At 45.1% G+C, this 20,354-nt stretch carries 21 protein-coding genes; 13 read left to right on the forward strand and 8 right to left on the reverse strand.

Features of this window, described 5'->3' with window-relative positions; genetic code table 11:
• Positions 1 to 10 precede the first annotated feature (10 nt).
• The 3 genes from BBA02S_RS08105 to cysC are packed head-to-tail and all read left to right on the forward strand — an operon-like array spanning position 11 to position 2,522.
• Positions 11 to 736 (forward strand): phosphoadenylyl-sulfate reductase, encoded by a 726-nt coding sequence (locus BBA02S_RS08105; RefSeq protein ID WP_041094910.1) that lies wholly within the window; start codon positions 11 to 13, stop codon positions 734 to 736.
• Positions 737 to 761: 25 nt separating this feature from the next.
• Positions 762 to 1,910: a sulfate adenylyltransferase gene (sat, locus tag BBA02S_RS08110; protein WP_041113434.1), complete on the forward strand. Its 1,149-nt coding sequence runs from the start codon at positions 762 to 764 to the stop codon at positions 1,908 to 1,910.
• Positions 1,911 to 1,922: 12 nt separating this feature from the next.
• The gene (cysC, locus tag BBA02S_RS08115; protein ID WP_041113435.1) at positions 1,923 to 2,522 is read left to right on the forward strand and encodes an adenylyl-sulfate kinase; all 600 of its coding nucleotides are present in this window, start codon (positions 1,923 to 1,925) and stop codon (positions 2,520 to 2,522) included.
• Between the two features lie 13 nt (positions 2,523 to 2,535).
• On the opposite strand, the gene BBA02S_RS08120 is transcribed toward cysC, so the two are convergent.
• The 5 genes from BBA02S_RS08120 to BBA02S_RS08140 all read right to left on the reverse strand — a co-directional run bounded on the left by BBA02S_RS08120 (position 2,536) and on the right by BBA02S_RS08140 (position 7,955).
• A complete protein-coding gene (locus BBA02S_RS08120; protein ID WP_041094904.1) occupies positions 2,536 to 3,153 on the reverse strand; it encodes a YitT family protein in 618 nt (205 codons plus the stop codon).
• Positions 3,154 to 3,361: 208 nt separating this feature from the next.
• Positions 3,362 to 5,368, reverse strand: a complete 2,007-nt coding sequence (locus BBA02S_RS08125) for an ABC transporter permease (RefSeq protein WP_041094902.1) — start codon at positions 5,366 to 5,368, stop codon at positions 3,362 to 3,364.
• Complete coding sequence (locus tag BBA02S_RS08130) at positions 5,358 to 6,125, reverse strand: ABC transporter ATP-binding protein (RefSeq protein WP_041113436.1); 768 nt, start codon at positions 6,123 to 6,125, stop codon at positions 5,358 to 5,360. Before BBA02S_RS08130 ends, BBA02S_RS08125 begins: the two co-directional genes overlap by 11 nt.
• Before the next feature lie 151 nt (positions 6,126 to 6,276).
• Positions 6,277 to 7,293, reverse strand: a complete 1,017-nt coding sequence (locus BBA02S_RS08135) for a sensor histidine kinase (protein ID WP_041094898.1) — start codon at positions 7,291 to 7,293, stop codon at positions 6,277 to 6,279.
• Positions 7,290 to 7,955, reverse strand: coding sequence for a response regulator transcription factor (locus tag BBA02S_RS08140; RefSeq protein WP_041095727.1), 666 nt, complete (start codon positions 7,953 to 7,955; stop codon positions 7,290 to 7,292). The genes BBA02S_RS08135 and BBA02S_RS08140 overlap by 4 nt, the downstream gene beginning before the upstream one ends.
• A 199-nt stretch (positions 7,956 to 8,154) precedes the next feature.
• Between BBA02S_RS08140 and BBA02S_RS08145 the strand changes: the two genes are divergently transcribed.
• Complete coding sequence (locus BBA02S_RS08145) at positions 8,155 to 8,334, forward strand: hypothetical protein (protein WP_041094896.1); 180 nt, start codon at positions 8,155 to 8,157, stop codon at positions 8,332 to 8,334.
• 438 nt (positions 8,335 to 8,772) lie between these two features.
• Entirely contained in the window at positions 8,773 to 10,116 is a 1,344-nt protein-coding gene (locus BBA02S_RS08150; RefSeq protein ID WP_041094894.1) for a hemolysin family protein, read from the forward strand.
• A gap of 66 nt (positions 10,117 to 10,182) precedes the next feature.
• On the opposite strand, the gene BBA02S_RS08155 is transcribed toward BBA02S_RS08150, so the two are convergent.
• The 3 genes from BBA02S_RS08155 to BBA02S_RS08165 form a co-directional block, all read right to left on the reverse strand.
• Positions 10,183 to 11,178 carry an alpha-ketoacid dehydrogenase subunit beta gene (locus tag BBA02S_RS08155; protein ID WP_041113437.1) on the reverse strand — a complete coding sequence of 332 codons (996 nt, stop codon included), beginning with the start codon at positions 11,176 to 11,178 and terminating at the stop codon, positions 10,183 to 10,185.
• Positions 11,179 to 12,240 (reverse strand): pyruvate dehydrogenase (acetyl-transferring) E1 component subunit alpha, encoded by a 1,062-nt coding sequence (gene pdhA / locus BBA02S_RS08160; protein WP_041095726.1) that lies wholly within the window; start codon positions 12,238 to 12,240, stop codon positions 11,179 to 11,181. It lies immediately after the preceding gene.
• A gap of 309 nt (positions 12,241 to 12,549) precedes the next feature.
• Complete coding sequence (locus tag BBA02S_RS08165; RefSeq protein WP_041094890.1) at positions 12,550 to 13,380, reverse strand: undecaprenyl-diphosphate phosphatase; 831 nt, start codon at positions 13,378 to 13,380, stop codon at positions 12,550 to 12,552.
• Positions 13,381 to 13,516: 136 nt separating this feature from the next.
• Between BBA02S_RS08165 and BBA02S_RS08170 the strand changes: the two genes are divergently transcribed.
• The 8 genes from BBA02S_RS08170 to uvrB all read left to right on the forward strand — a co-directional run bounded on the left by BBA02S_RS08170 (position 13,517) and on the right by uvrB (position 20,350).
• Positions 13,517 to 14,161 carry a YfbR-like 5'-deoxynucleotidase gene (locus BBA02S_RS08170; protein ID WP_041094888.1) on the forward strand — a complete coding sequence of 215 codons (645 nt, stop codon included), beginning with the start codon at positions 13,517 to 13,519 and terminating at the stop codon, positions 14,159 to 14,161.
• A gap of 84 nt (positions 14,162 to 14,245) precedes the next feature.
• Complete coding sequence (locus tag BBA02S_RS08175; protein WP_041094885.1) at positions 14,246 to 14,482, forward strand: CsbA family protein; 237 nt, start codon at positions 14,246 to 14,248, stop codon at positions 14,480 to 14,482.
• A 237-nt stretch (positions 14,483 to 14,719) separates the two neighbouring features.
• On the forward strand, positions 14,720 to 16,126 hold the full coding sequence (locus BBA02S_RS08180; RefSeq protein ID WP_041094883.1) for an MBL fold metallo-hydrolase: 1,407 nt from the start codon (positions 14,720 to 14,722) through the stop codon (positions 16,124 to 16,126).
• A 21-nt stretch (positions 16,127 to 16,147) separates the two neighbouring features.
• The gene (locus BBA02S_RS08185; RefSeq protein WP_041094881.1) at positions 16,148 to 16,378 is read left to right on the forward strand and encodes a glutaredoxin family protein; all 231 of its coding nucleotides are present in this window, start codon (positions 16,148 to 16,150) and stop codon (positions 16,376 to 16,378) included.
• Positions 16,379 to 16,499: 121 nt separating this feature from the next.
• Positions 16,500 to 16,760, forward strand: coding sequence for a metal-sensitive transcriptional regulator (locus BBA02S_RS08190; RefSeq protein ID WP_041094879.1), 261 nt, complete (start codon positions 16,500 to 16,502; stop codon positions 16,758 to 16,760).
• A gap of 45 nt (positions 16,761 to 16,805) precedes the next feature.
• On the forward strand, positions 16,806 to 17,165 hold the full coding sequence (locus BBA02S_RS08195) for a rhodanese-like domain-containing protein (RefSeq protein WP_052474965.1): 360 nt from the start codon (positions 16,806 to 16,808) through the stop codon (positions 17,163 to 17,165).
• A 25-nt stretch (positions 17,166 to 17,190) separates the two neighbouring features.
• On the forward strand, positions 17,191 to 17,976 hold the full coding sequence (locus tag BBA02S_RS08200; RefSeq protein WP_041094877.1) for a sulfite exporter TauE/SafE family protein: 786 nt from the start codon (positions 17,191 to 17,193) through the stop codon (positions 17,974 to 17,976).
• A 394-nt stretch (positions 17,977 to 18,370) separates the two neighbouring features.
• Positions 18,371 to 20,350, forward strand: coding sequence for an excinuclease ABC subunit UvrB (gene uvrB, locus BBA02S_RS08205; protein ID WP_041095724.1), 1,980 nt, complete (start codon positions 18,371 to 18,373; stop codon positions 20,348 to 20,350).
• Positions 20,351 to 20,354 lie beyond the last annotated feature (4 nt).

The raw sequence follows: 20,354 nt of genomic DNA on the forward strand, positions 1-20,354 counted from the left end.
GGGGAAAGAAATGGGGGAAAAGCTGGTGGCAGAGCCGTTAACCTATGACAAGTGGGACGAAAAAAAAGCAAGAGAAGTGTTAGAAGGCCAGTCTGACTGTTTAGACGTATTGAAGTGGGCTTTCCATGAATATGGGCAGGATATCGTCTATGCCTGCAGCTTTGGAGCGGAAGGAATCGTGTTGATCGATTTGATTGCCAAGGTAAACAAGCAGGCCGAAATTGTTTTTCTCGATACAGGGCTGCATTTTCCGGAAACATACGAGCTGATTGACAAGGTGCAGGAGCGTTATCCATCGCTTTTCATAAAGAAGGTGAAACCGGCAATGACGGTACAGGAGCAAGCCAAAGAGCACGGAGAAGAATTATGGAAACACGATCCTAACCTTTGCTGCCATTTGAGAAAGGTGGCTCCTCTGCAGGAGGCATTAAAGGATGCCAAAGCGTGGATCTCAGGGCTTCGAAGAGAGCAGTCTCCGTCCAGAAGTCATGTTGAGTATATCAATAAAGATGAAAAGTTTCATAAGATAAAGGTTTGTCCGCTTATTCACTGGACGTGGGAAGAGATTATGACCTATCTCCATGTTCATCAGCTGCCTTATAATCCGCTGCATGATAAAGGGTTTCCAAGTATCGGGTGCACGCCGTGTACGGAGGCAATTTCAGAGAATGATGGATCCCGGGCTGGCAGATGGGCTGGGCGCCCAAAAACAGAATGCGGCCTTCATCAAGATTAAAAAGCACATATCGGAGGGAAGAAATGTGGGAGAACAAGCGCCGCATGGCGGCAAATTAGTCAATCGGGTGAACTTGCGCTGCCCGGTTGATGCTTCACTTCACTCTATTGAGTTGAGTCCTTTAGAGCTGAGTGATTTGGAGTTAATCGCAAATGGAGCCTACAGTCCTCTAGAGGGATTTATGGGAAAGGCTGATTACGAAGCGGTTGTTGATCATATGAGACTGGAGAACGGGATTCCCTGGTCATTGCCTATTACATTGGCCGTAGATGAACAGCGAGCGATGAGGCTTAGAAATGGAGAAATGGTCAATCTTGTTCACAAAGGCGCCATTTATGGTGTAATGACGATTGAGGAGCTGTTTTTCCCGGATAAAAAAGCCGAAGCTGATAAGGTCTATCAAACGGCTGATTTGAATCATCCAGGAGTGAAAAAATTGTTTGCGCGGCCGGAAGTCTATGTAGCCGGTCCAATTACTCTTGTAAAAAGGCCGGAGAAAAGCAAATTTACCCGCTATTATTTAGATCCTGCAGAAACGAGAAAGAAATTTCAAGAGCTTGGATGGGAAAGCATTGTTGGTTTTCAAACACGCAATCCTGTACATCGAGCCCACGAGTATATTCAAAAAACGGCATTGGAAACAGTAGATGGCCTTTTTTTGAATCCTCTTGTCGGCGAAACGAAAGCGGACGATATTCCGAGTGAAATTCGCATGGAAAGCTATGAGGTGCTTTTGAACAATTATTATCCGAAAGACCGGGTGTTTCTAGCGGTTTTTCCGGCGGCCATGCGCTATGCTGGCCCGCGGGAAGCTATTTTTCACGCCATTGTCCGGAAAAACTTCGGCTGCACACATTTTATTGTCGGCCGGGATCATGCAGGCGTAGGCAGTTATTATGGCACGTATGATGCCCAAAAGATATTCAGTTATTTTGAAGAGGGAGAACTCGGGATTAAGCCGCTGTTTTTTGAGCATAGCTTCTATTGCAAAAAGTGTGCAAATATGGCATCTGAAAAAACGTGTCCTCATGGGGAAGAGGAGCATGTTATTCTCTCGGGAACGGCCGTTCGGCAAATGCTGAAAAATGGAGAGCATCCGCCCCAAGAGTTCAGCCGGCCGGAAGTGATTGATACCTTGATCAAAGGCATGAAGAAAGCTTATACAAAAATATAAAGGATGTAGAGTATGGGAAAAGCTGATCACATCACTTGGCATCATGCAGCGGTAACGAAAGAAAAGCGCCACCTTTTAAACGGGCATAAAAGCTGTGTGTTATGGTTTACCGGGCTATCCGGCTCTGGCAAATCAACGGTGGCCAATGCAGTGGATGAAGCGCTGTTTCAGCGGCAATGCCACAGCTATGTGCTCGACGGGGACAATATCCGCCACGGATTAAATCAGGATTTAAGCTTCCAAGCAAGGGACCGGAAAGAAAACATCCGCCGAATAGGAGAAGTGGCAAAGTTGTTTGTCGATAGCGGCCAAATTGTTTCTTCCGCTTTTATCTCTCCTTTCCGGGAGGACCGGCAGCTTGTCAGGAATATGTTTCAGCCAGATGAATTTATTGAAGTGCATATCCATTGCCCTATTCACATTTGCGAGGAACGTGATCCGAAGGGGTTATATGAAAAGGCGAGAAAAGGAGTCATCCCTAATTTTACAGGCATTACTTCTCCTTATGAGCCTCCTGATCATCCTGAGATTGTCATTGAGACGGATCAACTGTCCATTGAGCAAGCAGTGCAGAAAGTCATCACGTACTTAACAGAAAAGAAGATCCTGTAAGGCGGATCTTCTTTTATTTTCGTCTCCAATGGGGAGAGAGCACACTGACTTTCCGGAAGCGGAAGGCATAAATATAATCAATAATGCTGGTAGAGAAAAACTGGCAAATAACAGCATAAATCACAATTTTATAATCAATGATCAGGGAAGTGAGCAGAAAAATAAACAAATTAATGCCCATCATGACCTTCCCTGGACTCCAGTTTTTATAAGAGGCAATCATCAACGCCGGGATGACCATTCCTCCGCTTGAAGCTCCTACTCGAATCAGGAGACCGACGCCGATACCGAAAAGAATACTGCCCGCTAACATATCGAAAAAAATGTGGACATGCACATGGGGAATTTGATACGTCAGAATACTGATCGTCGTGGAAGTCACTGCTACTGAGGTAATTGTCCGAAAAGTCCAGGTAAAGCCGAAATAATTCAATGCAAACAGCAAGAAAAACGCATTGGCCAGCCATAAAGAAAAGCCGAGGGGGAAATGGAACCAATGATTCATCAGGAGAGCCAGACCCGCAGCTCCGCCAGAGGGGATGGAGTGTGGAAACAAGAATAAAGACATGGCCATCCCTTGCAAGCAAGCACCGGCGAATAAGTAGAAGTAGATTAACAACAGTTTTCTCATAAGGGTTCCAATACATCCTTTACATTACTTTGTCTAATCTCCATATAGACTCCTCCCAAAAGACTTTCTCTCCTTGTCCATTTTATGAGAGGCGAAAAAGGAATATGTTTGATTCCGGAAATGTGGTTTTCCAGCCGCATGAAAAGACAATACAGCAAAAGGCGCCTCAACTGGACAAAGGGCATAGAGTCCAATCGAGGCACCTTGTTTATTTTACAATGCGCTTATAACCTGAATAGGTTGCTAGGAAGTAGCCGCCATACACGGTAATAATAATGAGCCCGGTCAACAGGGAGGACAGCAGAACATTTCCGCCTCCTGCGACCATAATCTCTTTATTCACCACTTGAACACCAAAAATGGAGTGGAGGATGGCCAGAGAAAGAGGCATCATGAAATAAATAAAAATTTGTCTGAAGATCGCTTTGTTGATGCCTTTTTTCGTCACGCCGATTTTCTTCAATACCGTATATCTTTCGGCGTTGTCGCTTGCTTCCGAGAGCTGCTGCAAGGCAAGCACAGCGGCGCTGGAAATTAAGAAGATAATTCCAAGGTAGATGCCGATGAAGACGGTAATGGCCGATGCACCCGTATAGGTTTCATGCACCATTGTTTTCGTGGCACCGCTTAATGTAAAGCCCTGTTCTTTTTGCAGCTGGCCGCGCATCGAGGCACTCAGCAGTTTGTACAGGTAATCATTTTTGGCACGCTCGCCGCCGTCATACTGGATATTTGTGATGGAATGGAGCGGCTTCATCGAGACAGCTGCTTGATCAGGCACCACCGCTGTTAAGAACTCCAATCCTTTAAAATCCGTCGAGGACGCAAAATCAATCACATTTCCGGCAATAGAGTAGGTTTGGCCATTCAATTTAATCGTTTTCGTTTCCCGGGTGAAGCGTTTAAATGTGTCTTTAAAGGTGCTCCCGGCACTGGATAATAGGAGAACCTCATTGTCTTTTGTCTTCACCGGCTTTTTCCCTTGCATGGCGGCAATTGCTTCATAATCGGAACGGGCAATAGCCGTCACGTAAGTCTGATCAAAGTGGTCAACGAGCGGCTCGCTGCTTTTATCCTTGTAAGGAAGCAAAAGCGGCTTTAACGATTGATCCGTTTGATAGCGAGTGAAGCGGTGCGTTTCTCCATAACTGTCCAAGTCCAGCCCCAGCTTCTGTTCAGCCTGGCGGATATCCTTGATGGATGAGTTTTCTTCAATGAACAAGCCTACGCTGGCATCAAACGGTGTGGCTGCTTCTAAATCGCGGTTCATCGCATCCTTTAGGCTGAAGCCGCTGGAAAGGACGCCGATTGTGAAGAAGAGCATTAAACAAATAATTGTCATGGACAAGAAGGTCGTGTTGACTTTGCTGTTAATTTGCCGCAGCACAAAAATATTGATGTCTTTAAAGTAAATGTTTTTTGATTGCTGGATAATATTTAAAGCGAACCCTGACAATGACATGAAAAACAGCAGGGTGCCAAACGAGCCGAGTCCTACGCATGTCCAGACAAGCGCCGTGCTTTCCATCAAGCCGTATTTCAGCATGACTCCGTAAGCGATACCCAAAATGAGGAGCGACAAAATAAACAGCATGACTGAAACAGCCGTTTTTCGCACCTTTAATTGCTCATTTTTTCTTGCCGCTGTTAATAAATCGATTAATTTATATCTTGAGATGACAATGCTGTTAAACACCATGACCAGTAAATAAATGATGCCAAAATAAAGAACGGTTTTCAGCATGGCATCATTCGAAAAAACGAACGCATAACCGGTAAAATCAACATCAAACATGGAAGCTGTCAGCAGGGATAGCCCTTGCGAAATAAATACACCGGCTGCCAAGCCTGCCGCCAATGACAGAATGCCGACAACGAGAGTCTCCGTAACAAGGAGCCGGGAGATCTTATATTTGCCCATGCCGAGCGTCATATATAAGCCGAGCTCTTTCTTTCGCCGCTTGATTAAGAAATTATTGGCAAAGATAATCAAAAAGCCGAGAATAACAGAAACGAAAATGGAAACAAAGGAAAGCAGCTGTTTCAATGTTTTAATCATATCTGACTGACTTGCCGATAAATCCTGCATCGCTTCCTGATCAGCAACTGAGTTAAAGCTATAGAAAATACAAACCGCGAAGGTCAAGGTCAGAAAGTAAATGAAATAATCTTTAAAGCTTCGTTTGACGTTGCGAAGCGATAGCTTAAAAAACATTATTCGTGTCGCCTCCTAAAAGGGTGACTACTTCGATAATCCGGCTGAAAAACTCCTTGCGTGAATCAGTGCCTCTGATCAGCTCGTTAAAGACTTTGCCGTCTTTAATAAATAAAATGCGCTTGGCATAACTCGCTGTAAAAGCATCATGCGTGACCATTAGGATGGTCGCTTGCATTTCGTCATTCAGCTTCTCAAATGCATCCAGCAGAAGCCGGGAGGATTTTGAATCCAGCGCCCCGGTTGGCTCATCCGCCAGAATAATCGAGGGGTTAGTTACGATGGCTCGCGCGGAAGCAACGCGCTGCTTTTGGCCGCCTGACATTTGATAAGGAAATTTGTTTAATACAGAGGTGATTTCCAGCTTGGCGGCCGCTTTTTCTACAAGCTGCGTAATTTCACTCGGGTTTCGCCCCTGAATGGTCAAGGCAATCGCAATATTTTCAAAACCGGTCAGCGTATCCAGCAGGTTGAAATCCTGGAAGATGAAGCCGAGCTCATCCCGCCGAAATTTCTCCAGCCTTCCCCCCTTTAACTGGGTGATGTCGGTGCCGTTAATTTGAATATTTCCAGTCGTGACATGATCGATGGTGGAAATACAGTTCAGCAAGGTTGTTTTCCCGCTTCCGGACGGCCCCATAATGCCGACAAACTCGCCTTTTTCGATTGAGAAGCTAATATTATCGATTGCTTTGGTCACATTCCCTTTATTGCCAAAGTATTTTTCAATTTGTTCAACTCTTAACACGGAATCCAATTTTGCCACGCTCCTTTGTATGATACGTTCAGTGTACCGCTTTTAAAGGGAGGGACATATTGCTTTGCGTTGCAAAAGCCTTACATTTTTGTAAGATTGGCAAAGAGCCGCTTGCCAATGGCTAATCACGCTGCTGGCAAGCGGCTTTTTTTTATTGCTCAAGCAAAGTGACTTTGCTTCTTGGAAAGATGATCGTTACTTCTGTTCCAGCGTGCTTGACTGATTGGATATCGATTCCGAGATGAAGTTTATCGGCAAGCTGCTTGCATAAATACAGGCCAATGCCGGTCGATGCTTGGAAGGCTCGCCCGTTTTCTCCCGTAAAGCCCTTATCAAATACTCGCCGGATATCTTTTTCATCAATGCCAATCCCGTTATCCGCAATATGCAGCACGAGATTATGCTCATGCCTGCTCACAAAGATGCGAATGTGTTTCTTGTCGGCTTGACTGTATTTGATGCTGTTAATGATGAGTTGGTTAAGAATGAATTCCACCCATTTTTCATCGGAGTATACAACATCTTCAAACTCGGCCAATTCTAATTGGATTTTGTTATAAATAAAGGCTTTAGCATTTTTTTTCAAAACATTTGTCACGCAGCTTCTTAGCTTAAATTCTTTCACGAGATAGTCTTTATCTGCGCTGCTGCTGCGAGCATAATACAGTGCTTGTTCAACGAGCCCTTCAATTTTGTCTAACTCTTCGTATAACCCTTTTGCTGCAGTGTTTTGCTGATTATCAATAATTAATTTGGCTGCGGCGATCGGAGTTTTAATTTCGTGAACCCATGTTTCCACATATTCGCGGTATTCTGTCTGCATCCGTTTGTGCTGATTGACGTGCTCGTGCATTTGCTTATTTGTTGACTGCAAAATCTCGTACATCAGCTGTCCTTCCAAAAAATCAGGCGGCTCCACCATCTCTGTAAGCAAATATTGCTGATCAAGCAGCTGTGCATTCTTCACGAGCGGGTCATAATAATTTTTTCTTTGCCAGAATTCCAATGCATAGGAAGTAAAAAGGGGAGTAAACCAGCAAAGAAAAAGGAGGATAATCAGCCATGCAGGCACATGAATCATCCATAGAAAAACAGAGACAGCAAGGAAAAGCAGGACATTCACAAATAAGAAAACGGACCTTTCCTTTAAGTAGGCGCTTATCTTCATGACAAGATATACCCGAGGCCCCGTCTCGTTTCAATCGGATTTTCCATGCCGAGGCTTTCAATTTTTCGGCGCAGACGCGTTACATTCACGGACAAAGTATTGTCATCAACAAATAAATCGGAGGACCATAAGTGTTCCATTAGCTCTTCTCTGGAAACGATGCTGCCTTTCTTCACCATCAAATAATGAAGAATTTTAAATTCATTTTTCGTTAACTCCTGGTGCCCGCCTTTATAGGAGATGGTCCCATTCGCTAAGTGGAGTTTGAGTTCCCCTACTGTCAGGCTTAGCGCCTCGGGCTGTTTATAAGCCCGTTTAAGAACGGCATCGATCCGGGCAAGAAGGATCTGTGTATGATAAGGCTTTGTCACAAAATCATCTGCGCCAAGATTCATGCTCATCAGTTCATCCATTTCATTATTCCGGCTTGTGACGATAATAATTGGCACCTGAGAGGATTTCCGGATTTCCCGGCAGATGAAATAGCCGTCGAATACCGGCAAATTAATATCGAGCAAAATTAAATGAATGTCCTCCTTTGTCGCATAAGAGAGAACATGCTGGAAATCATCGGGCGCTTCAACCTCATAGCCATAGGCTGTTAAAAAGTCTTTGAGCTCATTGCGCACCGTTTCTGCATCTTCTATAATCAAAATTTTCATTTTCTGCAAATTTACCGCTCCTTTACATGCGAGGCTGCCTATAGTTTACTTTTTCAAAAAAAAAAAGAAAAGCAGTATTTGGAAAAGATGCCGGCTTTGCCCGTAAAAGCTTGTAAAAAATGCTTGATTGTTTTAAGTGCAACTAACAAAAACTATACATGCTTGAAAAAGCAATTCAACAGAGGGCAGGTGGAAGTAGATGAAAAAGAACATTCAGCTATTACCTATTGTTGCTTCAATCGGCATCGGCGCCGTAGCTTACAGTATGATGACGGGCCGAAGCGGACAGCTTCCAAGCATGATTCCTCAGCTGACAGGCATGGGGGGCGGGGGAATGAATAATCAGCCCGCCCGGTCCGGACATCCATCCATGCGATAAATAAGAAGAGGGCGCCCTGGGTATTTATATCGGGCGCTCTCTTTCCTCTACATCTGAAGTTGGCAAGAAATTCTCCAAAAAAGAGAAATGAACATAGCCGGCCCTAATAGAATAAAATGTAGCATCCATTCATTGCTTGCCCGTTATTATTGTTTGTTATTTTGTTTTCTAAATATTGACTGAAAAAGACCGATATCTTAAAGTAGAAGTATGTAAAAGTGAGGTGAGGATATTGGGAAGGCAGTAGAAAGAAATGTAAAAATGTTTGCAGGCAGTGCAGCTCAGTTTATGGAAACAAACAACCAGACTGTTTTTTGTAAGCAAACAGGCCGGATCAAGCCTCAGCGCGCAAAAAAAAGGACGGTTGAATAGAAATATTCATTTTAACTTAACGGAGGTGTAATTCCTTACGGCACAATGTAGCCGCAAGGATCTTATTTGGACATATTAAACTTAATCATGGTTGCCTTTTTAATTGCATTAACCGGTTTCTTCGTAGCGACCGAGTTCGCAATTGTAAAGGTCAGAAGCACAAGGATTGATCAACTGGCAGCAGAGGGACGGGCAAATACAGAGGCTGCAAAGAAAGTGATTTCAAATCTTGATGAGTATTTATCAGCCTGTCAGCTAGGAATCACGGTGACGGCTCTTGGACTCGGCTGGCTTGGTGAGCCGACGGTGGAAAGCTTGCTTCATCCGCTGTTTGAGCGTCTGAATTTGGGAGAGTCTGTTGTCAGTGTGCTGTCATTCTTGATCGCTTTTTCCACGGTTACTTTTTTGCACGTCGTTGTAGGTGAACTGGCGCCGAAAACGATTGCTATTCAAAAGGCAGAGCAAGTGACGCTGCTGGCTGCCAAACCAATGATTATTTTTTACCGACTAATGTATCCATTCATTAAATTGCTGAACGGGTCATCCACACTGTTAATTAAATTATTCGGCTTTAAATCTGTGTCAGAAAGTGAAATGGCGCATACCGAAGAAGAACTGCGGATGATCTTGTCAGAAAGCTTAAAGAGCGGAGAAATTAACCAATCGGAATATAAATATGTAAACAATATTTTTGAATTTGATGATCGTCTGGCTAAAGAAATCATGGTGCCGCGTACAGAAGTAACAGCATTTGATAAGTCGCACACCGTGGAACAATGTATTGAGGTAGCTATGGAGGAAAATTACACCCGCTACCCAATTGCAGATGGCGATAAGGACCGCATCATCGGCATGGTGAATATGAAGGAAGTCTTAACAGACTATATTCGGGATGAAACAAAAAAGAATGTGACGATCGACCATTATATCCGCCCGGTTATTCAAGTCATCGAGTCTATTGCGATTCATGATTTGCTTGTAAAAATGCAAAAGGAACGCATTCAAATGGCGATCCTGATTGATGAATACGGCGGTACGGCCGGACTTGTCACGACAGAAGATATTCTTGAGGAAATCGTCGGAGAAATTCGCGATGAGTTTGATCAGGACGAAACACCAATGATTAAACGAATCAATGATCACCAAACGATGCTTGATGGGAAGGTGCTGCTGAGCGAAGTCAACGACTTGTTTGGAACGGATATTGATGAGGAAGATGTTGATACGATCGGCGGATGGATTTTAACGGAGAAGTTTGAGGTCCAGGAAGGTGACACGATCGAACGGGACGGTTTCACATTTAAGGTTGTGGAACTGGACGGCTACCACATCAAATTTGTTGAAGTGACAAAAACAGTTCCTGAAATCCCGCCAGTGATCGGAGAAATCGAGGCTGTCAAAGAAGCCTGATTCAAGAATAGACCAAAAGCCTGATTCGCTTGATGCGGATCAGGCTTTTTTGATATGGGGCTGTTTTTAAAAGTGAACCACTTTACGGATAGCGGCTTTAACACGGGACGGGGTCGGCAGGTAATGCTCCTCTAACGCCCAAAATGGAACATGAACATCGGCGCCGGTGACGCGCTCGATCGGCGCCCGCATATAGAGAAAGGAGGTATCGTTAATAATAGAAAGGATATCATTGCTTAAGCCGCCGGTAGCATGTGCTTCGTGAACAATGACACAGCGGCCTGTTTTTTGAACGGATTCCGCAATGATGTCTTTATCAAGAGGATACAGCGTGCGTAAATCAATCACGTCACAGGCAATGCCCGCTTTGGCAGCTTCTGCTGCTGCTTTCAGTACGACCGGCATCATCGCTCCCCAGGCGATCAGCGTGACATCCTCTCCTTCCTGAACTCTTTGTCCTTTGCCGATTTCCACTGTATATTTCTCCTCCGGCACGTCGCCGCGAATGGAACGGTAGGAATGCAGAGGCTCGAGGAACAGGACCGGATCAGGATCTTCCACGGCTGCTATGAGCAATCCCTTCGCATCATAGGGAGTGGAAGGACAGACCACTTTTATTCCCGGCATATGGGTAAATAACGCTTCTGCGCTGTCTGAGTGGATTTCCGGAGCGCGGACGCCAGCTCCATAGGGCGCGCGAATGACTAGGGGAACAGTGAAAACTCCTTTGGAGCGATAGCGCATTCGTGTAGCATGAGTCATAATTTGTTCGTATGCCGGATAAATAAATCCTAAAAATTGAATCTCAGCAATTGGGAGCAGCCCGTTCAAGGCCATGCCGATGGAGGCGCCCATCAATCCTGATTCACTTAACGGCGTATCAAAAACTCTCTTCTCTCCAAACTCCTCCTGCAGTCCGTCCGTTGCCCGAAAGACACCGCCATTCCTTCCGACATCTTCTCCAAGGATAACCACTTCTTTTCGCTCTTTGAGCATAGTGCGCATTCCATCTGTAATCGCTTGAATGAATGTTAATTGTCTTGATTTCACGGTTGTTAACATTTATTCTTCCTCCTGTAAATGCTTAAGATATTGCTGTTTATGCTCGGCAATGGTCCAGGTAGGTGCTGCAAATATAAAATCGTACATGTCATTTATATCTGGCGGCGGCATCGACTCCATTTCCTTTACAGCCTCTTCGATCTCTTCAGAAGCTTCTATCTGTACGCTATCCATCCAAGCATCATCTCCATAACCGTTACGTTTGATAAAATGCTCAAGCCGCGTAACGGGGTCGTATTCCCGCCGTTCTTCACTTTCTTGCTGATCGCGATACTTGCTTGGATCATCAGCGGTTGTATGGGCGCCATACCGCCATGTAATTGCTTCAATCAGGGTAGGTCCTCCGCCATTGCGGGCCCGCTCCAGTGCCTTTTTTGTCTGAAAGTACACGGCAAATATATCGTTTCCATCGAGCCGAACGCCTGGAATATCATAGGCCACCGCTTTTTGGACGATCGTTTCCGAGTTCATTTGTTTGTGAATGGGGAGGGAGATGGCATAGCCGTTGTTTTGGTTGAAGAAAACGACGGGAGCCTGATACACGCTTGCAAAATTTAAGCCTTCATGAAAGTCTCCCTCTGATGTAGCGCCATCGCCGAAATAGGCGATGACAGCTTCCGATGACCCTTTAAATTTAGCAGCCATTGCCGCTCCGGCTGCCAAGGGAAGCTGGGTGGCAATAGGGACTGAGGGCGGCAAAATCTTCTTTCCCGCCGGCGGCAGGTTCCCTTCCACGCGGCCATTCCAGGAAGAGAGGATGCCGTACGATTTTCCGAAAGTGATGCTGGCGGCATGGTCGCGGTAAGTTGGAAACATCCAGTCGTCCGCTTCAAGAGCTAATGCGCTGCCGACTTGAGCAGCCTCCTGTCCTTCAAAAGGAGGGTAAGTGCCTAACCGTCCCTGCCGCTGCAGGCTCTTTGCTTTACGATCCAATGTCCGCATGCGAACGAGCTGTCGATAGAACGTTTGGGCTAACTCTTCGTTGATGGCGCTTTCATAAACTGGATCGACCAGCTGGCCTTGATGGTTGACGACTTGCTGAACAGGGAAATGGACGTTGATTTTATGCTCGCTTAATAATGGGGTAGAGATCACTTTTGCTGCCAATTTAGCCACTCCTTTAATTGGTTCTTAAAAAACTGACTTTTCAATTTTTTATGATGTTTTACATCTTAATACAGAAAAAAATATCACGCAAATACGTACATTAACGCGTTTTTTCTTTATGGCAGCAGTAGTTTAACCTATTAAAGACTAACAGCCGAGCCTGCTGGAGAAAGAAAGTGTTTAGAAAAAGAACAAGCCGGCAATTCCTATAGATAGGAATTGCCGGCTCAAAAGCTCCGCGCAATCTTTGCATACTAAGTATTTTTACAAAAATACGAAATAAATCACCGCTGCAAGCACAATTCGATAAATAGCGAATGGCGTCAATTTAATTTTGTTGATAAGCGCCAGGAAGAAACGGATCGACAGCAGGGCAAACAAGAAGGCGCTAATGAAACCGACGATGAAAAACGGAAGTACATCGATGGAGAAATACTCCCAGTTCTTGATAAGAGAAATCGCACTTGCTCCTGCCATGATAGGCATGGCCATAATAAAGGTAAAGTCAGCTGCCGCCCGATGGCTCATGCCAAGCAAAACGCCTCCGGAAATAGTGGACCCCGAGCGGGAAAAGCCCGGCCACAGCGCGATACATTGGAACAAACCGACGAGAAAAGCTTGCTTGTACGTAATTTCGTCAACCGTTTTTGTTTTTACACTCTTAGGAGCCAGCCAGTCGGCTGCCAGCATAAGCAGGGCGCCGGCAACGAGGCCAATTAACACCGTGTACACATTAAAGAGGTGTTCATCAATATAGTCCTCAAAAGCAAACCCGAGTACAATGGCGGGAATCAGCCCGATGAATATATGAACCAATGTCAGTCTAGGCCCGATCTGACTCATCGTTCCCCGGTTCTTTTGCAATCCCAGCAGGTTAAGAATGCGGTCTTTAAAGACCACAACAACGGCTAAGATAGAGCCAAGCTGGATGACAACCTTAAAGGTATTGGCCACCGGAGCGGAAAACAATTCCTTCGATTTTAACAAAATATCATCTACAATAATCATATGACCTGTCGAAGAAACAGGAGCAAATTCGGTTGCTCCTTCTACGAGCCCAAGAATAAAAGCTACAAATAATTCCCATAAATTCATGTTGTCACCTCAAAAAATAAAATAAATAGCCACTTAACGATTGTAGGGCTACAATGAAAATATGTCTAGAAAATCGAATAAATGCCTTTCATTTTTTTACCTATCAATTATAGCTTCGGAAAGGAAGGATCAGTCAATGGGAATACATAATTATTTCAAGAGTTTATCGGACTTGGAGCAGCTATTCCGGCTGCCGGGAAAATTTAAATATCAATCGCATAATGTGGCCGCCCATTCATTTAAAGTCACGAAGATTGCCCAATTCTTAGGGACCATTGAAGAAATGGAAGGACAAACCGTCAATTGGCAGGCGTTGTATGAAAAAGCGTTGAACCATGACTATGCCGAGCTGTTTACGGGTGACATTAAAACCCCTGTTAAGTACGCTACAAAGGAGCTAAAAGATCTGTTCTCTCAAGTCGAGGAGCAGATGGCGAAGAAATTTGTGGAGCAGGAATTTCCGCCGGAACTGCAAAGTATTTACATGGAACGGTTTAAAGAAGGGAAAGATGATACGCTTGAGGGGCGTATTCTCTCCGTCGCTGATAAGATTGACTTGCTGTATGAATCCTTCGGAGAAATTTTAAAACGCAATCCCGAGCCGCTTTTTCTGGAAATATACAAAGAAGCCTTGTCCACGATTATGGAGTTTTCCGATTTGAACTGCGTAAAATATTTTATTAAAAATATTTTGCCTGATATGCTGTCTGAAGAGTTTATTCCGTATAACGAGCTGAATTACATGACAGAAATGATTGTAAAAAAATATGAGAAAAAGTAAGTTCTTTTTCTAAAAAAGGCTTCCGAAGTGGAAAAAATTTCAGTATGATGGAGTCAGAAAAAGCTGCTTGCTGGGAGTGAAAACATGGTAGGAAAAATGATATTGGCAATGTTTCTGCCCGGCTTTCTCGTTGTTTTTTTCACGAGGGTGACATTTAATCATTTTTTAGGCTTGGGTTTAACTGTCGCGTTAATTGCCGCCTCTGCTTATAAGGGGTATACGCATACATGGCCGCTTATTATTATAGATGCTGCTTCATTAACATTGGGCTTCTGGCTTGCCAGTCTCATGGTGAAAAAGAAAAAACAACCGAAATCGTAAGCGGGCAGGCAATGACTGACTGCTGTCTAATGCTCTCTTGAATATAAATTCCGGCGCCGATGCTTCGCGGCAGCCGGAATTTTTTTTGAGCCGGCAAAATCAGTCAAGAAGCGCGATCATGGGGAACAATCGAATGGGAAAATAATAAATGAAAAATAGCACTTGCTTTTTTATACCCCATAGGGTAATATAAAGTTAAATCAAATATACCCATTGGGGTAATAGGAGGGTGTAAATATGTTTTTTCGTTCTTACTTTGATGAAAAGTTAGCTCAATACTCTTATATGGTCGCTTGTCAAAAAACCGGAGAAGCCATCGTTATTGATCCGGCCCGTGATATTACGCCTTATGTAGAAACAGCCCAAAAGGAAGGCTTTCGATTAACAGCCGCAACAGAAACGCATATTCACGCTGATTTCGTTTCAGGAGCCCGTCAATTGGCGCATGATCACGGAGTAACATTATATTTATCAGATGAAGGCGATGAAAACTGGAAGTATCAGTACCTTGATAACCTTTCCGCTCAACTGGTGAAAGACGGCGATGTTTTCATGGTCGGCAATGTGGAATTTAAAGTAATGCATACACCAGGACATACCCCGGAAAGTATTTCATTTGTGCTGACAGACAGAGGCGGCGGTTCAACGGAGCCAATGGGAATCTTTACTGGCGACTTTGTTTTTGTCGGTGATGTCGGCCGTCCGGACTTGCTGGAAAAAGCGGCCGGCGTAAAAGGCACAGCTGCTTCCGGAGCGGCGCAAATGTACGATTCGCTTCAGAAATTTAGACAGCTGCCGGATTATTTAGTTGTTTGGCCGGGACATGGCGCAGGAAGTGCTTGCGGCAAATCACTCGGCGCTGTTCCACTCTCCACTGTCGGCTATGAAAAAGCTAATAACTGGGCCTTGCAGGAAATGGATAAGGAACAATTTGAAAAAGAACTTCTGAAAGATCAGCCCGAGCCTCCAAAATATTTTGCTGTCATGAAAAAAGTCAATAAGGCCGGCCCGGCTGTGCTGACGAATGAAACGATTCCTTATGTAGAAACCTACAAAGAATTAGAGCCATATATCAGCCGAGAAGATACAATTATAGTGGATACTAGAAATGGAAATGAGTTTGCGCAAGGACATATTGAAGGCACAATCAACTTGCCGTATACCAAAATCTTTACAAACTGGGCGGGCTGGATTCTCGACTATGAAAAGCAGCTGGTGCTTATTGCAGAAGAACAACAGACCGTTCACATTCAGCATTCGCTTGAGTCAATTGGACTGGATCGTATCGCCGCATTTGCCAGCCCGAATGTTGTCAGTGAAGCACCGGAACTTGAGAAATATGCCAATATTAATGTGGATGAGTTAAAAGCCCAATACGAAAAAGAAGATGTCTATGTAGTGGACATTCGCCAGCAGGGAGAATGGGAAGCAGGACATATCCCAACAGCCCACCATCATATGCTTGGCTATTTAGAGGAAGAAGCGGATCAATTGCCAAAGGACAAAAAGCTTATTATTCATTGTCAATCCGGAGCCCGTTCTGCGATTGGAGCAAGCTTGCTTCAAGCCAAAGGTTTTAAAAACATCGAAAACCTGGCCAGCGGCTTTGCCGGCTGGAAGAACGAAAACGGACCAGTCAAATAATCATAACAAGGAGGAAACAAGATGAATAAAGTAACCGTCTATTCAACGAATACGTGCCCATATTGCACAATGATGAAAAATTTTCTGAAGGAACAAGGTATTCCGTTTACAGAAGTAAACGTGCAGCAAGACCGGCAAGCGGCCCAGCGTCTAGTGGAAACAACCGGACAAATGGGTGTGCCGCAGACGGAAATTAACGGCCAATGGATTCTTGGATACGATCCGGATGCGGTCATGGCGCTGCTTAAATAAAGAGTAAACAGGGTGCCCTATAAGAAATCATTTTCGGGCGCCCTTCTTTTGTCCCGGAAATGGCTTGAAGGATGGCAAGGGATGGCCGCAGGCAGAAAACAGGCTATGGAGGTGATTCTTCGTGGAATATGGAAAAGACTTAAAGAACCGTTTAAAACGCATTGAAGGACAGGTGCGCGGCATTATGAAGATGATGGAGGAAGGAGAAGACTGTACGGCTGTTGTCACGCAGCTGAGCGCCATTCAGGGAGCTGTCGGACGTACGGCCGGCCTGATTGTCAGCAGAAATTTAGAGCAATGTATCCGGACGAATATTCAGGAAGGGGAACCGACAGATGACCTGGTGAAAGAAGCGGTCAACCTCCTTGTAAAGAGCCGGTAATTTTTTGAGTGAAATTATACCCCATGGCGTAATAGGAGGGAAAATATGACGATTGCTTTTTATCTTATCTTGACAGCAGTTGCGGTGATGGCATTAAAAAATATGATGCCGGCAGCGGGCGTGCGCCAGGTTACAGCGGCAGAATTGAAAAAGGACACGGGGAAGAAGGAAAAACAATGGATTGATGTCCGCACACCGGGAGAGTTTAAAGCCGGTCATATTGCCGGCTTTAAAAATATTCCGCTTCATCAGCTGTCTGCCCGCTTGAAGGAACTTGATCCCCAGCAAGAAGTCGTTGTGATGTGCCAGAGCGGCATGCGCAGCCAAAAGGCTGCCCGGTTATTAAAGAAGAAAGGCTTTAAGTATATTGCCAACGTAGCCGGCGGCATCGGCGCGTGGAAATAAAAAATAGGAAAGGGGAGAAGAACGAATGGATTGGTCTATTGGCTGGATTGCTGTTATTTTTTTCATTGGATTTATTGGCTCTTTTCTATCCGGGATGGTTGGCATCGGCGGCTCTATTATTAAATACCCGATGCTCTTGTATATTCCGCCCATGCTGGGATTTGCGGCCTTCAGTGCCCACGAGGTTGCCGGCATCAGCGCGGTCCAAGTCTTTTTTGCAACAATTGCCGGGGTATGGGCATACCGGAAAAGCGAATATTTAAATAAGACGTTGATTATTTACATGGGGGCTGCCATTCTTGTCGGGAGTTTTATTGGAGGGTTTGGCTCGCAGCAGATGGATGAATCCACTGTCAATGTGATTTATGGAGTGCTTGCTGCACTTGCTGCGGTCATGATGTTTATTCCTAAGAAAAATTTGGACGATCGGCCAATGGAGGAAGTGAAATTTAGTAAATGGCTTGCTGCCTTCTTTGCTTTCGTTGTTGGCATCGGCGCCGGGATTGTCGGAGCTGCCGGAGCATTTTTGCTTGTGCCGATTATGCTCGTTATCTTAAAAATTCCAACGAGAATGACGATTGCCAGCTCGCTCGCTATTACCTTTATTTCCTCGATCGGTTCGACGGCCGGCAAACTTATGACCGGACAAGTGCTGTTCATGCCGGCTGTTATTATGATAGTGGCCAGCCTTCTTGCTTCGCCGCTCGGCGCCAAAGCAGGCCAAAAAATGAACACGAAAATATTGCAGTGGCTGCTTGCTGTCTTAATTGCGGCTACAGCCATTAAAATTTGGGTGGATATTTTAGTATAAAGCAAGCCCTCTCTAATGAATAGAAAGATTTAGGCTGCCGGCAAATTCGATAAAAATCGAGTTTGCCGGCAGCTTTTTTATTTTGCTGGCGGACGGGCTCGGCTGGTTTCCCTTCCGGCCGCTTCAATCAACAGCCGTGCAATTATCCTCCCTAAAGCCGATGAGACCAGCCTTGATCGTTCTATCAGTTTCTCTGCTATGAACTTAAGGAAGATGGCCAGAAGGACTTAGAGAGAAACAGGAACATATGTGCGTTTATTAATAGCCAGCCAGGTTTCATTTATGATAAAATGGGGATTATGATTACTAACAATAGAAAACGGCACAAGCTTTAATAGAAAGCATGTTGATAGAACAGAATAAGCACATTTGCCAGGAGGCAGGGGGTTGAATGGTGAAGAACCAATTTGAAATCGTGTCTAAATACAGCCCGCAAGGCGACCAGCCAAAAGCGATTGCTGAGCTTGTTTCGGGCATAAAGGAAGGAAAGAAGCATCAAACGCTGCTCGGAGCGACAGGGACCGGGAAAACTTTCACGATCTCTAACGTGATTAAAGAAGTAAACAAGCCGACGCTTGTCATTGCCCATAATAAGACGCTTGCCGGCCAGCTGTACAGTGAATTTAAAGAGTTTTTTCCGAATAACGCTGTTGAGTATTTTGTCAGCTACTATGATTATTATCAGCCGGAGGCTTATGTGCCGCAGACGGATACGTTCATTGAAAAAGACGCAAGCATCAACGATGAGATTGACAAGCTGCGCCACTCGGCTACTTCTTCTTTGTTTGAGCGCAATGATGTCATCATTATCGCCAGTGTATCGTGTATTTACGGTTTGGGTTCACCAGAGGAATATCGTGACCTCGTGATTTCCTTGCGAGCCGGGATGGAGATTGAACGGAATCAATTGCTGCGCAAGCTCGTAGACGTCCAATACGAGCGCAATGATATTGATTTTAAGCGGGGGACTTTTCGCGTGCGCGGAGATGTAGTGGAAATCTTTCCTGCCTCCCGTGACGAGCACTGTATTCGGGTGGAGTTTTTCGGAGATGAGATTGACCGGATCCGCGAAGTCGATGCGCTGACTGGGGAAATTATTGGCGACCGTGAACATGTCGCCATTTTTCCAGCTTCCCACTTCGTGACAAGAGAAGAAAAAATGAGAATTGCGATTGGCAACATTGAACAAGAGTTGGAAGAACAGCTCGCTGTTTTGCGTGCGGAAAATAAATTGCTTGAGGCCCAGCGGCTTGAGCAGCGGACGCGTTATGATTTAGAGATGATGAGAGAAATGGGATTTTGCTCAGGCATTGAGAATTACTCGCGCCATTTAACCTTGCGCCCGCCTGGTTCCACACCGTATACACTGCTTGATTACTTTCCGGATGATTTTCTTATTGTAGTGGATGAATCACACGTGACGCTTCCGCAAATCCGGGGAATGTTTAACGGTGACCAGGCGCGCAAACAAGTGCTTGTCGATCATGGCTTCCGTCTTCCGTCAGCCAAGGATAACCGGCCGCTGAAGTTTGAAGAATTTGAAGAGCATGTGCGTCAAATTGTTTATGTATCCGCCACGCCAGGCCCATATGAGATCGAACATACTCCGCAAATGACCGAACAAATCATCCGGCCGACTGGCCTGCTTGATCCAACGGTCGACGTTCGCCCGATTGAAGGCCAGATTGATGACCTGATAAGTGAAATTAACGAGCGGACGGCTCGGAATGAACGCGTGCTTGTAACTACGTTAACGAAGAAAATGTCTGAAGACCTAACAGATTATTTAAAGGAAATCGGTGTGAAAGTACAATATCTCCATTCTGAAATCAAGACGCTGGAACGAATAGAAATTATCCGGGATTTGCGGCTTGGCAAATTTGATGTGCTGGTAGGCATCAACTTGTTGAGAGAGGGGCTTGATATTCCTGAAGTTTCACTTGTGACGATATTGGATGCTGATAAGGAAGGGTTTCTCCGTTCGGAGCGTTCACTGATTCAGACGATGGGACGGGCTGCCCGCAATGCCGGCGGTCATGTGATTATGTATGCCGACAAAATCACCGATTCTATGGCCAAGGCGATAGAAGAGACGAAGCGGCGCCGTGAGATTCAACAGGCGTACAATGAAAAACATGGCGTTACGCCAAAAACAATTCAAAAAGACATTCGGGATGTGATCCGGGCCACGCATGCAGCGGAAGAAGCAGAAAGCTATGAAACGGCCGCTTCCAAGAAGAAATTAGCTCCGCAAGAGCGGAATCGCCTGATTGCCAGCTTAGAAAATGAAATGAAGGCGGCAGCCAAAGCGCTTGACTTTGAATTGGCCGCCCAGCTGCGTGATGCATTGTTAGAGTTGAAATCGGAAGGATGACTTG

It is taken from the genome of Bacillus badius NBRC 15713, from assembly GCF_001591605.1.
Classification (GTDB): domain Bacteria; phylum Bacillota; class Bacilli; order Bacillales; family Domibacillaceae; genus Pseudobacillus; species Pseudobacillus badius.

What these genes read in the sequence shown, in the direction of transcription:
- BBA02S_RS08105 (WP_041094910.1), top strand. Translation starts at nt 11, where the DNA reads ATGGGGGAAAAGCTGGTGGCAGAGCCGTTAACCTATGACAAGTGGGAC.
- cysC (WP_041113435.1), top strand. Translation starts at nt 1,923, where the DNA reads ATGGGAAAAGCTGATCACATCACTTGGCATCATGCAGCGGTAACGAAA.
- BBA02S_RS08120 (WP_041094904.1), bottom strand. Translation starts at nt 3,153, where the DNA reads ATGAGAAAACTGTTGTTAATCTACTTCTACTTATTCGCCGGTGCTTGC.
- BBA02S_RS08125 (WP_041094902.1), bottom strand. Translation starts at nt 5,368, where the DNA reads ATGTTTTTTAAGCTATCGCTTCGCAACGTCAAACGAAGCTTTAAAGAT.
- BBA02S_RS08135 (WP_041094898.1), bottom strand. Translation starts at nt 7,293, where the DNA reads ATGAAGATAAGCGCCTACTTAAAGGAAAGGTCCGTTTTCTTATTTGTG.
- BBA02S_RS08140 (WP_041095727.1), bottom strand. Translation starts at nt 7,955, where the DNA reads ATGAAAATTTTGATTATAGAAGATGCAGAAACGGTGCGCAATGAGCTC.
- BBA02S_RS08145 (WP_041094896.1), top strand. Translation starts at nt 8,155, where the DNA reads ATGAAAAAGAACATTCAGCTATTACCTATTGTTGCTTCAATCGGCATC.
- BBA02S_RS08155 (WP_041113437.1), bottom strand. Translation starts at nt 11,178, where the DNA reads ATGTTAACAACCGTGAAATCAAGACAATTAACATTCATTCAAGCGATT.
- BBA02S_RS08165 (WP_041094890.1), bottom strand. Translation starts at nt 13,380, where the DNA reads ATGAATTTATGGGAATTATTTGTAGCTTTTATTCTTGGGCTCGTAGAA.
- BBA02S_RS08170 (WP_041094888.1), top strand. Translation starts at nt 13,517, where the DNA reads ATGGGAATACATAATTATTTCAAGAGTTTATCGGACTTGGAGCAGCTA.
- BBA02S_RS08175 (WP_041094885.1), top strand. Translation starts at nt 14,246, where the DNA reads ATGGTAGGAAAAATGATATTGGCAATGTTTCTGCCCGGCTTTCTCGTT.
- BBA02S_RS08180 (WP_041094883.1), top strand. Translation starts at nt 14,720, where the DNA reads ATGTTTTTTCGTTCTTACTTTGATGAAAAGTTAGCTCAATACTCTTAT.
- BBA02S_RS08185 (WP_041094881.1), top strand. Translation starts at nt 16,148, where the DNA reads ATGAATAAAGTAACCGTCTATTCAACGAATACGTGCCCATATTGCACA.
- BBA02S_RS08195 (WP_052474965.1), top strand. Translation starts at nt 16,806, where the DNA reads ATGACGATTGCTTTTTATCTTATCTTGACAGCAGTTGCGGTGATGGCA.
- BBA02S_RS08200 (WP_041094877.1), top strand. Translation starts at nt 17,191, where the DNA reads ATGGATTGGTCTATTGGCTGGATTGCTGTTATTTTTTTCATTGGATTT.